14 protein-coding genes are annotated in these 11,870 nt (G+C 54.8%); 7 read left to right on the plus strand and 7 right to left on the minus strand.

What is annotated here, in order from left to right:
- Position 1 precedes the first annotated feature (1 nt).
- Positions 2-304: an ATP-dependent Clp protease adapter ClpS gene (gene clpS / locus FGL10_RS01540; RefSeq protein ID WP_050774457.1), complete on the minus strand. Its 303-nt coding sequence runs from the start codon at positions 302-304 to the stop codon at positions 2-4.
- 244 nt (positions 305-548) lie between these two features.
- Between clpS and FGL10_RS01545 the strand changes: the two genes are divergently transcribed.
- A complete protein-coding gene (locus FGL10_RS01545) occupies positions 549-752 on the plus strand; it encodes a cold-shock protein (RefSeq protein ID WP_002217533.1) in 204 nt (67 codons plus the stop codon).
- A gap of 110 nt (positions 753-862) precedes the next feature.
- Here FGL10_RS01545 and FGL10_RS01550 read toward each other — a convergent pair whose 3' ends face one another.
- Positions 863-1,156 carry a hypothetical protein gene (locus FGL10_RS01550; RefSeq protein ID WP_080549626.1) on the minus strand — a complete coding sequence of 98 codons (294 nt, stop codon included), beginning with the start codon at positions 1,154-1,156 and terminating at the stop codon, positions 863-865.
- 11 nt (positions 1,157-1,167) lie between these two features.
- Complete coding sequence (pmbA, locus tag FGL10_RS01555; protein WP_036469178.1) at positions 1,168-2,499, minus strand: metalloprotease PmbA; 1,332 nt, start codon at positions 2,497-2,499, stop codon at positions 1,168-1,170.
- Between the two features lie 154 nt (positions 2,500-2,653).
- Between pmbA and yjgA the strand changes: the two genes are divergently transcribed.
- From yjgA to FGL10_RS01585, 5 genes are all read left to right on the plus strand, one after another.
- Complete coding sequence (yjgA, locus tag FGL10_RS01560; RefSeq protein ID WP_036469181.1) at positions 2,654-3,160, plus strand: ribosome biogenesis factor YjgA; 507 nt, start codon at positions 2,654-2,656, stop codon at positions 3,158-3,160.
- Positions 3,161-3,206: 46 nt separating this feature from the next.
- Positions 3,207-3,923 (plus strand): YidX family protein, encoded by a 717-nt coding sequence (locus tag FGL10_RS01565; protein ID WP_003707364.1) that lies wholly within the window; start codon positions 3,207-3,209, stop codon positions 3,921-3,923.
- Between the two features lie 68 nt (positions 3,924-3,991).
- Entirely contained in the window at positions 3,992-5,692 is a 1,701-nt protein-coding gene (gene recJ / locus FGL10_RS01570) for a single-stranded-DNA-specific exonuclease RecJ (protein ID WP_003707365.1), read from the plus strand.
- Positions 5,693-5,979: 287 nt separating this feature from the next.
- Positions 5,980-7,335, plus strand: coding sequence for a polynucleotide adenylyltransferase PcnB (locus FGL10_RS01580; protein WP_019272617.1), 1,356 nt, complete (start codon positions 5,980-5,982; stop codon positions 7,333-7,335).
- Positions 7,336-7,507: 172 nt separating this feature from the next.
- Positions 7,508-7,831 carry a hypothetical protein gene (locus FGL10_RS01585; protein WP_003707368.1) on the plus strand — a complete coding sequence of 108 codons (324 nt, stop codon included), beginning with the start codon at positions 7,508-7,510 and terminating at the stop codon, positions 7,829-7,831.
- 104 nt (positions 7,832-7,935) lie between these two features.
- Here FGL10_RS01585 and FGL10_RS01590 read toward each other — a convergent pair whose 3' ends face one another.
- The gene (locus FGL10_RS01590; RefSeq protein WP_019272616.1) at positions 7,936-8,895 is read right to left on the minus strand and encodes a PhoH family protein; all 960 of its coding nucleotides are present in this window, start codon (positions 8,893-8,895) and stop codon (positions 7,936-7,938) included.
- Between the two features lie 201 nt (positions 8,896-9,096).
- On the opposite strand from FGL10_RS01590, the gene FGL10_RS01595 reads away from it, so the two are divergent.
- On the plus strand, positions 9,097-9,801 hold the full coding sequence (locus tag FGL10_RS01595; protein ID WP_003707374.1) for an SIMPL domain-containing protein: 705 nt from the start codon (positions 9,097-9,099) through the stop codon (positions 9,799-9,801).
- A 64-nt stretch (positions 9,802-9,865) separates the two neighbouring features.
- Here the strand turns inward: FGL10_RS01595 and dcd are convergent, their stop codons facing one another.
- The 3 genes from dcd to FGL10_RS01610 all read right to left on the minus strand — a co-directional run bounded on the left by dcd (position 9,866) and on the right by FGL10_RS01610 (position 11,866).
- Positions 9,866-10,432, minus strand: coding sequence for a dCTP deaminase (dcd, locus tag FGL10_RS01600; protein WP_019272614.1), 567 nt, complete (start codon positions 10,430-10,432; stop codon positions 9,866-9,868).
- A 66-nt stretch (positions 10,433-10,498) separates the two neighbouring features.
- The gene (locus FGL10_RS01605) at positions 10,499-10,915 is read right to left on the minus strand and encodes an MORN repeat-containing protein (protein ID WP_003707378.1); all 417 of its coding nucleotides are present in this window, start codon (positions 10,913-10,915) and stop codon (positions 10,499-10,501) included.
- Between the two features lie 51 nt (positions 10,916-10,966).
- Entirely contained in the window at positions 10,967-11,866 is a 900-nt protein-coding gene (locus FGL10_RS01610; protein ID WP_003707380.1) for a recombination-associated protein RdgC, read from the minus strand.
- Positions 11,867-11,870: the final 4 nt, after the last annotated feature.

Here is an 11,870-nt window from a genome sequence, read left to right on the forward strand (position 1 = left end):
ATCAAATCTCCTCGACAATACATTGCAGCGGATGCCCTTCGGCTTTCGCCATGTCCATCACCTGCCGCTGCTTGGTTTGCGCGATGTCGCGCGTGTAAGTGCCGCACAGGCCTTTGCCTTCGTGATGAACCAAAAGCATCACCGCCACCGCCTGCTCCTGCCCGAGCATAAAGATTTCGGTCAGGATTTCGACGACAAATTCCATTGTGGTGTAATCGTCGTTTAATAAAAATACGCCGTAACGTTTCGGCGGCTGCGTGTCCAGGCGGTGCAAAAGCGTGTCGGATTGGTGTTGCGCGGTCATAGCGTGTCCCATTTGAAAGCCGCGTTCAAGCGGCATTTTTGTTGTATTTTCGGTACTTTTACCTATTTTCCCACTTTTTTGCAAACATAGCTTGACGTTTTGTCTTAACAAATGTAAAAAGACGGTTAAGCAGAAGCTGGCACTCGACCAAGTATATAAAGCTGGGGAGAAACGCTGAACGTTTAAGTTTGCTGTATGCCTTATTTTGCTGATTTTGTTAATTTTTAAGTATAGGAAGTTTCTAATGGCAACCGGTATCGTAAAATGGTTTAACGACGCTAAAGGTTTTGGTTTCATCACTCCTGACGAAGGCGGCGAAGATTTGTTCGCTCACTTCTCAGCGATCAATATGGAAGGTTTCAAAACCCTGAAAGAAGGCCAACGCGTGTCTTTCGACGTAACCACCGGCCCTAAAGGCAAACAAGCTGCTAACATTCAGGCTGCTTAATCCCGAGTGTACGGGAAACCGTATATTGTGAAACGGCAGGACAGACGATGTCCTGCCGTTTTGTTTTGCCGTTTTCCGGGTCGGGCGGTCCGGACGGTGCAAAGCCGGCTTCAGACGGCATCGGCAGGCAAACCGGGAAACTTCCTGCGGATTGGGCGCGCCCATCCCGCCCGACGGCAAAATGCCGTCTGAAGCCGACGGCGGAAAAACCCCCAATCTCCGCACGCCTTATCCTGAACTTGTGTGTACCCTGTTGTGGACAAGTGGCTTAGTATTTTGACGGATAAGGAAAAATCAGTGCTGATGAAAAAATGTGCAATGTCGCCGGTAAAAGGCGGTGCGGCATAAGACGGCAAAAGGGCAGGCACGGGGCAAAACGTGCTGCCTTCGTCTTCAGACGGCATCGGCAGGGCGTTCAGCTTCCGGCAACCGTCATCCCCGCAATCAGAATCGAGCCGATTTTGTTGGACGAACGCCGCAAAGCGTCATCCGCCACGCCGACAATGTCGCGGTACATATCCTGCAAGCGTCCGGCTACGGTAATCTCGTGGACGGGGTAGGCAATCACGCCGTTTTCCACCCAAAAACCCGCCGCGCCGCGCGAATAGTCGCCGGTAATGGTGTTCGCGCCCTGTCCCATCAGTTCGGTAACCAATAATCCAGTCCCCATTTCTTTCAGCAGGTCGGATTGCGTTTTGTGCGTATGGTTCAAATAAAGGTTGTGCGCGCCGCCGGCGTTGCCCGTGGTCTGCATACCGAGTTTGCGCGCACTGTAACTGCTGAGGAAATAGCCTTCGACAATGCCGTTTTGAATTACGAAGCGCGGTGCGGTAGCAACGCCTTCCGCATCAAAATAGCTGCTGCGGAAAGAGCGGGGGATGTGCGGTTCTTCGCGCAGGTTAAGGAAATCGGGCAGGACTTGTTTCCCTATGCTGTCGATCAGGAAGCTGCTTTGGCGGTAGAGCGCGCCGCCGGAGAGCGCACCGACGAGGTGTCCGATCAGACCTCCCGAAACGGTGGTATCGAAGAGGACGGGGTAGCTGCCTGTCGGGATGCTGCGGCTGCCGAGTCGGTGCAAAGTGCGGCGGGCGGCGGTTTGACCGATGGTTTCGGGGCTGTCCATATCCGGATGGCGGCAGGCGGAATCGTACCAGTAGTCGCGCTGCATTCCGCTTTCGTCGGCGGCAACGACGCTGCAGGAAATGCTGTGGTGCGTGCTTTGCCGGTGTGCGGCAAAACCGTGGGTGTTGCCGTAAACGTATTGGTAATGGCCGGTTTGCACCGCCGCCCCTTCGGAGTTTTCGATGCGGCTGTCCGTGTCCAACGCTGCCTGTTCGCATTGTTTTGCCAAGCCGACGGCGGCTTCCGTATCCAAATCCCATTCGTGGTAGAGGTCGGGGTCGCCGATGTGTTTTGCCATCAACTCGGGGTCGGCAAGTCCGGCGCAATCGTCTTCGGCGGTGTGGCGGGCGATGTCGATGGCGGCTTTGACGGTGTCTTGCAGGGCTTTTTCGGAGAAATCGGCAGTGCCGGCGCGGCCTTTGCGTTTGCCGACGTAAACGGTAATGTCCAGCGATTTGTCCTGCTGGAACTCGATTTGTTCGATTTCGCCCAAGCGCACGCTGACGCTTTGACCGAGCGACTCGCTGAAATCGGCTTCGGCGGCGGTTGCGCCCGTCGCTTTTGCCAAGTCGAGCGTGCGGCGGCAGAGGTCGAGGAGTTCGGAAGCGGTGTGGTTGAATAGCATAACAATCTTTCTTGGTGGAGCGTTGCGGCATTTTAACCGTTTCGGGCGGCAGGGGCAAAAGCGCGCCGTTTGCAGGGCGTGCGGTGCAAAATGCCGTCTGAACGCGGCGGCATTCTGTTAAAATGCGCCCGTCGGATAAAATTTGAGAATGAAGATGTTTGAACAAGAAGACGAGTGGATCAGCAAAACCCAAATGAAAAAGCAGATGAACGGTTTGCAGGATTTGGGTATGGAACTGACCAAGCTCTCAAGCGACACGCTGAAAAAAATCGGCTTGGACGAAGATTTGTACGAAGCCGTCGTTACCTATAAAAAAATTACGTCCAACGGCGCGCTCAAGCGGCAGGCGCAATTTATCGGCAGGCTGATGCGCGATACCGATCCCGCGCCCATCGAGGCGTTTCTTGCCAAGCTGCGCGGCGACGATGCGGCGCACAATGCCTTTTTGCAACGCGTGGAACAGGCGCGCGTACGGCTGTTGGCAGACGACGGTGCGTTGACGCAGTTTATATCGAATTTTCCGCATGCGGACGCGGGCAAGCTGAGGACGCTCATCCGCAATACCAAAAAAGAGCAGGAGCAAAACAAACCGCCGAAAAATTTCCGCGCCCTGTTTCAAGAATTGAAAACCGTGATGGAAAACGGGGACGAGGAAATTTAGGCATATTTTCAGACGGCATCCGCCGTCATTCTGATTGGAGGATAAAATGTTGTTCCGTAAAACGACCGCCGCCGTTTTGGCGGCAACCTTGATGCTTAACGGCTGTACGGTAATGATGTGGGGTGTGAACAACCCGTTCAGCGAAACGACCGCCCGCAAACACGTTGACAAAGACCAAATCCGCGCCTTCGGTGTGGTTGCCGAAGACAATGCCCAATTGGAAAAGGGCAGCCTGGTGATGATGGGCGGGAAATACTGGTTCGTCGTCAATCCTGAAGATTCGGCGAAGCTGACGGGCATTTTGAAGGCCGGGCTGGACAAGCCCTTCCAAATAGTTGAGGATACCCCGAGCTATGCCCGCCACCAAGCCCTGCCGGTCAAACTCGAAGCACCCGGCAGCCAGAATTTCAGTACCGGAGGCCTTTGCCTGCGCTACGATACCGACAGACCTGCCGACATCGCCAAGCTGAAACAGCTTGAGTTTAAAGCGGTCAAACTCGACAATCAGACCATTTACACGCGCTGCGTATCCGCCAAAGGCAAATACTACGCCACACCGCAAAAACTGAACGCCGATTACCATTTTGAGCAAAGTGTGCCTGTCGAGATTTATTATATGGTTGAGGGAAAATATACCGACAAACTCAAGCTGTTTGAAAATATTGCATATACGCCCACCACGTTGATACTGGATGCGGCGGGCGCGGTGCTGGCCTTGCCTATCGCGGCGTTGATTGCAGTCTCGAATTCCTCAGACAAATGAACGGTAATGCCGTCTGAAAAGCCTTCAGACGGCATTTCAAGCACACCCGCACTGTAAAACCCCGCGCTATGTCCGTCAAAATCCAAACCCGATCCGTCAATACCAACGTTTTTAATCATTTGCTCACCGCCGGTGCCGATCCTTTAATCGCCCGGCTTTGTGCCTCGCGCGGTGTGCAAAGTCCTGCCGAATTGGACGACAAACTCGCTTCCCTCCTGCCTTATCAAACGCTGACGAATTGCGAAGCCGCCGCCCGCCGTTTGGCGGATGCGGTTGGGCGCAAGGAAAAAATCCTGATTGTCGCCGACTATGATGCCGACGGCGCGACTGCGTGTGCCGTCGGTTTGGACGGTTTGGCGGCGATGGGCGCGAAAGTGGATTTCCTCGTGCCCAACCGCTTTGAGCACGGCTACGGCTTAACGCCCGAACTGGCTGAAATCGCGGTAGAGCAAGGTGTGGATTTGCTGATTACGGTGGATAACGGCATTGCCAGTATCGCAGGCGTGGCGCGCGCGCAGGCTTTGGGTTTGGATGTGATTGTAACCGACCACCATCTGCCTGCCGAGACCGTACCCGACTGCATCATTGTCAATCCGAACCAAAAAGGCTGCGGTTTCCAAAGCAAAAGCTTGGCGGGCGTGGGCGTAATTTTTTATGTGTTGACGGCGTTGCGTGCCGAATTGCGCCGCCGCAATTATTTTTCAGACGGCATGAAAGAGCCGAATCTGGGCGACCTTTTGGATTTGGTCGCACTCGGTACCGTTGCCGATGTCGTTACTCTAGACCACAACAACCGCATCCTCGTGTCGCAAGGTTTGAAACGGATGCGTTTGGGCAAAATGCGCCCCGGCATCCGCGCCTTGTTTGAAGTGGCGCGACGGGATTGGCGCAAGGCCCAGCCTTTCGATATGGGTTTTGCATTGGGCCCGCGCATCAACGCCGCCGGACGGCTGGACGATATGTCGGTCGGCATCGCCTGCCTGTTGGCGCGAGATGATGCCGAAGCGCAGGAACTGGCGGCGCAGTTGAACAACCTCAATATCGAACGCCGCGAAATCGAGCAATCTATGCTGCAAGACGCGTTGAACGCCTTTCCCGAAACCCTACCTTCAGGTCAGACGACCCTAGTCGCCTACCGCGACGACTTCCATCAAGGCGTGGTCGGCATCGTTGCCAGCCGCCTCAAAGACCGTTTTTATCGTCCGACCATCGTGTTTGCGCCTGCCGACAACGGCGAAGTGCGCGGTTCGGGGCGTTCCATTCCCAACCTGCACCTGCGTGATGCTTTGGATTTGGTGTCCAAACGCCATCCCGATTTGATTTTGAAATTCGGCGGACACGCGATGGCGGCGGGTTTGAGCATACTTGAACACAATATTCCCGCGTTTCAGACGGCCTTTGAAGAAGCCGTGCGCGAAATGGTGTGCGAAGACGATTTGTCGCAAACTTTCATCACCGACGGCAGCCTGCCTGCACGTGACATCACGTTGGAACAGGCGCAAAACCTTGCCCGACACGTTTGGGGACAGGGCTTCGCGCCGCCGAGTTTTACCGACGAATTTCATGTTGTCCGCCAGCAGCCTTTGGGCGCGGAGGGTAAACACAAAAAAGCGTGGCTGCAAAAAGACGGTTGCGAATTTGAAGCCATGTTTTGGCGTTGTAGCGAAGACATTCCCGAATACATCCGCACGGTGTACCGCCCCGTTGCCAACGAATGGCGGAATAATCTCGAATTACAGCTTTATATCGACTACTGGGAAGCGGCGTAGAGGCGGCGGAACGCTGTTTGAATGTGATTTCTGTTGTTTGTACGACGGGAATGTTCCCAATCGGAAAAGGTGCATCAAATTTCAGACTCTGCCGCAAAAGCAGGGTCTGATTTTTTTGGAGGGCAATCTGTTATAATGACGCGTTGCCGCCGCAAGGGCGGCGCGATTCGGACGGCGTAGTTTCTACGCCTTTTGTTTATGGTTTTCGACATCTTGCGGAATCGTACCGCCCGATGCCGTCTGAAACGGTTGCCCGTGGAGATGCCGCTCTCCGGGTCAGAGTATTTATGTTGAAAAAATGGTTGAATAAGATGCTGCCTTCCAGTCGGAGCAGTAAAAAAGCGGAAAGTAAAACGGTCATTCCTGCCGAAAGACACAACATCCGTGCCGAAATGTTGAGCTTTGCCGCCGAAAACGTCATACGCCGCCTGAAAGAGGCGGGGTTTCAGGCTTATGTGGTCGGCGGCGCGGTCAGGGATTTGCTGCTCGGCATCGAACCCAAGGATTTCGATGTCGCAACCGATGCCACGCCCGAACAGGTGCACAAACTCTTCCGCCGCAGCCGCATCATCGGCAGGCGTTTTCAAATCGTCCACGTTATGAACGGAGCGGAAACCATAGAGGTAACGACTTTCCGGGGCGGTGCGAAGGTTCAGCAGAACGCGCGCGGCAGAATCATGAAGGACAACACCTACGGCAGCATCGGGGAGGACGCGATGCGGCGCGACTTTACCTGCAACGCGCTGTATTACGACCCGGAAACAGAAGAAATTTTGGATTTCCACAACGGGGTTGCCGATATTGCCGCGCGCCGGCTGGTCATGATCGGCGATGCTGCCGAACGCTATCAGGAAGACCCCGTCAGGATTTTGCGCGCCATCCGCCTGTCGGGCAAATTGGGCTTCAAACTGTCGGAAGAAACCGCCGCACCGATTGCCGAATCGATATGCCGTCTGAAGCACGAACCTGTGGCAAGGCTGTTTGACGAAATCATGAAGCTGCTGTTTTCAGGGCACGCGGCGGCGTGTCTGCAGGTTTTGCGGCGGTTTGACTGCACCGGCATCCACCCGCTTTTGGATGCCTTGGGCGTTTCAGACGGCATCGCCGGAAAAATGACGGCGTCTGCACTGAAAAATACCGACGAAAGGCTGCGCGCCGACAAATCGGTTTCGGTCGGCTTCGTGTTGGCCGCCCTAATGTGGCCGGAATTGGACCGCCGTTGGCAGGCAAACCTGCAACAGGGTTTGAAACCCGCGCCCGCCATGTCCGATGCAATCAATACGATGCGCGAAACCGTCGAACGCGGTTGGGGCGTGCCGCAACGCTTTTCCGCCACGATGCGCGAAATTTGGATGTTCCAGCCGCAGTTTGAGAACCGCAAAGGCGCAAGGCCGCACAAACTGTTTGCACAGGCCCGTTTCCGCGCCGCTTATGATTTCCTGCTCTTGCGCGCCGAAACCGGCAATGCGGACCGCGCCCTTGCCGAGTGGTGGACGGCGTTTCAGACGGCATCGCCGGAACAGCGGGCCGATATGACCAAAAACGAAGCCGCCCGGAACGGGAAAAACGAAGGACAGGTGAAAAAACGCCGCCGGCGCAGGCGCAAGCCCAAACCGAAAGTTGCGGGAATGGATTGGGAATAACGGTCAACAGACAAGGAGCAATGAAGTTTCAACGCATAGGATGAAGCATAAAGTGCCGTTTCATGTATTATCCTGATTTGTGAGGGACTTCATCCCTGCAAATAAAGTCTGACCCTGCCGCCCTGAAAAAGGATGTCCGGGCGGGCAGGGTTCGGGCAACAAGGAAGAATTGATGAAAAAATGTATTTTGGGCATTTTGACCGCGTGTGCCGCCATGCCTGCATTTGCCGGCAGAACCGGCGATTTGGAAGCACGTTTGGCACAGTTGGAACACCGTGTCGCCGTATTGGAAAGCGGCGGCAATACCGTCAAAACCGACCTTTCCGGTTCAAATTCCGCCATGTATGTATGCAGCGTTACGCCTTTTCAAAAGACGTTTGAGGCAGGCGGCCGGAATGAAGGCGTGGCGCGGCAGAAAGTGCGTCAGGCGTGCAACCGCGAAACTTCGGCAATGTTTTGCGAAGATGAGGCAATCCGATGCAGAAAATTCGATTGATGTATCGCTTGGACGGATAAAGAAACGGATACGGAATCCTGCTTCCGTATCCGTTTTTTCTGCCCGATTTTCCGTGCATCGGGTTTCAGACGGCATCCGCTCCGTCATTCCCGTTCAGGTTCTGCCGATTCGTAGGCTTCGACGATTTTTTGAACCAAAGGATGCCGGACAACGTCTTCGCCGGTAAAGGTATGGAAATACAGCCCTTCCACGCCGCGCAGTTTCTCACGCGCGTCTTTCAATCCCGATTTGATGTTTTTGGGCAGGTCGATTTGGCTGGTGTCGCCGGTAATGACGGCTTTCGCGCCGAAGCCGATGCGGGTCAGGAACATTTTCATTTGTTCGGGCGTGGTGTTTTGCGCCTCGTCGAGGATGATGTATGCGCCGTTGAGCGTCCTGCCGCGCATATAGGCGAGCGGGGCGATTTCGATCAGACCTTTTTCAATCAGTTTGGTTACACGGTCGAAGCCCATCAGGTCATAGAGCGCGTCATAAAGCGGACGGAGGTAGGGATCGACTTTTTGGGTCAGGTCGCCGGGCAGGAAGCCCAGTTTCTCGCCGGCTTCGACGGCGGGGCGCACTAAAATGATGCGTTCGACTTGGTGTTTTTCCATCGCATCGACGGCGGCGGCGACGGCGAGATAGGTTTTGCCCGTGCCTGCGGGCCCCAACCCGAATACGATGTCGTGCTTGAGCAGGGCGCGGATATAGCCGTTCTGCCTGGGAGTCCTGCCGCCGATGCTGCCGCGCTTGGTGCGGAAATAATAGGCGTGGTCATGGTTTTTTTCCTGATGCCCGGCATCTTCGGTTTGTGCTTCGACGGCGGCAAGGCGGATGTCGTTGTCGTCCAAATCGCGTGTCTGCGCCGTTTCCAAGAGTTTGAGCAGGGCGCGTTTGCCGGCGTGTGCAAATGCGCCGTTGAGGGTGAAATGTTCAAAACGGCGGCTGATGTGGATATCGAGTGCTTTGGCAAGCGAATCGAGGTTGCTGTCGAAAGAACCGCACAGGCGTTGCAACGCCGAGTTGCCGGTTTCTTCCAAATGCAGGTGGACGGTATGGGTCATATGTTCATCCGAATGGTTGGATATTGTGTGATTTTAATCTATTTTGCCGGCGTTTTTGCATCGGATTTGGCGGCTGCCTGCCGATAACGGGTTTGCGGGGCGGCAGGAATAAAAACGCGGGTCTGAAATAATTGCCCCGCACTAACGCAATTTGGCGCGCCGGTGTGTTAGATTGGCGGTTTTTCAAGTAAGGAGGCGGATATGTTGCGTTCTATTTTGGCGGCTTCCCTGCTGGCGGTATCTTTTCCGGCGGCGGCTGAGGCATTGAATTACAATATTGTCGAATTTTCCGAATCGGCGGGTGTCGAGGTGGCGCAGGATACAATGTCCGCGCGTTTCCAAGTGATGGCGGAAGGACGGGACAAAAATGCCGTCAATGCCGAGTTTGTTAAAAAATTCAACAATTTCATCAGAAAATCAAAAAACGGGGGGTTTAAAACCGAATTGGTATCGCGCAGTGCGATGCCGCGCTATCAATATACCAACGGCAGACGCATTCAAACCGGCTGGGAGGAGCGTGCGGAATTTAAGGCGGAGGGCAGGGATTTTGACGCGTTGAACCGTTTTATTGCCGATGTTCAGGCGGATGCCGCGTTGGAATATACGGATTTTTATGTGTCGAGCGAACGCCGCAACGAGGTCATCGATCAGGTCAGCAAGGATGCTGTTTTGCGTTTCAAGGCGCGTGCCGAAAAGTTGGCGGGCGTTTTGGGTGCGCCCGGTTATAAAATCGTCAAATTGAATTTGGGACACATCGGCAGCCATATCGCGGGTGGCGGAGCTGTTCGGGCAAAAATGCTGCGCGCGATGCCGATGGCGGCAAGCTACGGCGCGGAGGGTACGGATTCCGTCGCGCCGGGCGTGGAGGAAATCAGCATCAGTGTCAATGGGACGGTTCAATTCTAGCTGCGGATAAACAGGCAGATGCCGTCTGAAACCGGATGATGCGGTTCAGACGGCATTTTGTATTTCAGGCTTTGGGCAGGGTTACGCCGGTTTGCCCCATATATTTGCCGTTGCGGTCTTTGTAGGAAGTTTCGCACACTTCGTCGCTCTCGAAGAAGAGGACTTGCGCCACGCCTTCGCCGGCGTAGATTTTGGCGGGCAGGGGGGTGGTGTTGGAAAATTCGAGGGTAACGTAGCCTTCCCATTCCGGTTCGAACGGGGTAACGTTGACGATGATGCCGCAGCGGGCGTAGGTGGATTTTCCTAGGCAGACGGTCAGGACGTTGCGCGGGATGCGGAAATATTCGACCGTGCGCGCCAGTGCGAAGGAGTTGGGCGGGATGATGCAGCAGTCGTCTTCGACGGTAACGAAGTTTTTGGGATCGAAGTTTTTGGGATCGACGATGGTGCTGTTGATGTTGGTAAAAATTTTAAATTCGTTGGCGCAGCGGATGTCGTAGCCGTAGCTGGACGTACCGTAGGAGATGATGCGTTTGCCGTCGGACTCTTTGATTTGGTTCGGCTCGAAGGGGTCGATCATACCGAACTCTTCGCTCATACGGCGTATCCATTTGTCGGACTTGATGCTCATAGTGTTTTCCTTGTTTCTTGCGGTGTTCGGACAAAGCATTCGGGGATGCCGTCTGAAAACGGGGTCTTATTTGTTTTTGGGCAGTTTCACTTCTTTAATCATGCCGTTTTCGCATTTCATAATGAAAAGGGTTTCGCCGTTCTGCGAGACGGTAAACCTGCCGTGCGCTAGGCCTTTTTTGAACGTGCCCGACAATGCCATATTGCGGAATTTGGTACTGTCGGAATTGAACGGTTCGAGAAATACTTCGCGGCCGGCGGCAACGGTATAAACGCCTTGTCCGTCGAACTTGCCGTTTTTGAACGAACCGGTATAACCGCGCCCGTCCCGGCAGCGCCATATGCCCTTGCCGGAGGGTTTGCCGTCTTTGCCGACACCGCCCTCGTAGGTGCAGCCGGCTTCCTGATAGGAAGTCAGGACGGCGGCCGGTGCGGGGAGGGCGAACATAATGGCGGACAGTAGGAATGCGGGGTGTTTAAGCATAAGGGTTATTCCATTGGATTTTGGCCGACGGTATAAAAGCCGTCTGAAAAATCAATCTTGCCGGCCGCCCAAATAAGCAATCAGTTCATCGAGCATCGTACCGACTGCTTCCGCCATTAAGATTTGCGAGGCGAAGGCAAGGCCGGCGGCATCGCCGCCGCTGTTTTCAGCTTCTTCCTGCAATACGTCGAGGTATTGGATGCGCTTGAGCGTGAAGTCTTGCGTGAGGATAAAGGCGATTTGTTCGCGCCACACCAAGCCCAGCCGGGTAACGGTTTTGCCGTTTTTGACGTGTTGGACGACTTCGTCGTCGGTCAAATCCTGTTTGGAGATTTTGACGACAGGTGCGGCATCGCCCGCGCCTTTGAGTTCGCAATCGCTGTCCAATTCAAAACCGCCTTCGCAATGCCCTTGCAGCAGCCAGCCGGTCATCAGGGAAGAGGGCGATTGTTTGGTATTCGGCAGCGAGGCTTCCAAACCGCCCAAGGCTTCGCGCAGCTTGGTCAGGATGTTTTCCGCTTTGGCGGAAGCCGCGTTGTTGACGAGCAGGTAGCCGCGCCGGGTATCGAAAACGGCTTCGGTGCGGCTGCTGCGGGTAAACGCGCGGGGCAGCAGGTCGTCGGTAATCTGTTCTTTAAGCTCTTGTTTTTCTTTGCGACCGACATTGCGGGCCTCATTGTCTTGAATTTCGGCGATTTTTTCATCCAAAATATCGCGGATAACGCCGGCGGGCAGGACTTTTTCCTCTTTTTTCAGGGCGACGCGCCAAGTGTCGTCGGCAGGGAAGACCGGATCGGGGGAGAAAGGGACAGGCGCGGCAAAGCCTTCGCTAAACCAGTCCAAACCCTGGCAGCGGGCAAATCCGGATTGCGCCAATTTGTCGGAAAGGACTTCCAATTCGGGCAGCTTTTCTTTGTCGAGCAGGTAAAAGCTGATTTGTTTGAACCACATAATG

The sequence above is a fragment of the Neisseria lactamica genome (genome assembly GCF_901482445.1).
GTDB lineage: Bacteria > Pseudomonadota > Gammaproteobacteria > Burkholderiales > Neisseriaceae > Neisseria > Neisseria lactamica.

Bases quoted from the DNA above. Each gene is read 5' to 3' on its own strand.
- clpS (WP_050774457.1), bottom strand. From the start codon at position 304: ATGACCGCGCAACACCAATCCGACACGCTTTTGCACCGCCTGGACACG.
- FGL10_RS01545 (WP_002217533.1), top strand. From the start codon at position 549: ATGGCAACCGGTATCGTAAAATGGTTTAACGACGCTAAAGGTTTTGGT.
- FGL10_RS01550 (WP_080549626.1), bottom strand. From the start codon at position 1,156: ATGCCGTCTGAAGACGAAGGCAGCACGTTTTGCCCCGTGCCTGCCCTT.
- pmbA (WP_036469178.1), bottom strand. From the start codon at position 2,499: ATGCTATTCAACCACACCGCTTCCGAACTCCTCGACCTCTGCCGCCGC.
- yjgA (WP_036469181.1), top strand. From the start codon at position 2,654: ATGTTTGAACAAGAAGACGAGTGGATCAGCAAAACCCAAATGAAAAAG.
- FGL10_RS01565 (WP_003707364.1), top strand. From the start codon at position 3,207: ATGTTGTTCCGTAAAACGACCGCCGCCGTTTTGGCGGCAACCTTGATG.
- recJ (WP_003707365.1), top strand. From the start codon at position 3,992: ATGTCCGTCAAAATCCAAACCCGATCCGTCAATACCAACGTTTTTAAT.
- FGL10_RS01580 (WP_019272617.1), top strand. From the start codon at position 5,980: ATGTTGAAAAAATGGTTGAATAAGATGCTGCCTTCCAGTCGGAGCAGT.
- FGL10_RS01585 (WP_003707368.1), top strand. From the start codon at position 7,508: ATGAAAAAATGTATTTTGGGCATTTTGACCGCGTGTGCCGCCATGCCT.
- FGL10_RS01590 (WP_019272616.1), bottom strand. From the start codon at position 8,895: ATGACCCATACCGTCCACCTGCATTTGGAAGAAACCGGCAACTCGGCG.
- FGL10_RS01595 (WP_003707374.1), top strand. From the start codon at position 9,097: ATGTTGCGTTCTATTTTGGCGGCTTCCCTGCTGGCGGTATCTTTTCCG.
- dcd (WP_019272614.1), bottom strand. From the start codon at position 10,432: ATGAGCATCAAGTCCGACAAATGGATACGCCGTATGAGCGAAGAGTTC.
- FGL10_RS01605 (WP_003707378.1), bottom strand. From the start codon at position 10,915: ATGCTTAAACACCCCGCATTCCTACTGTCCGCCATTATGTTCGCCCTC.
- FGL10_RS01610 (WP_003707380.1), bottom strand. From the start codon at position 11,866: ATGTGGTTCAAACAAATCAGCTTTTACCTGCTCGACAAAGAAAAGCTG.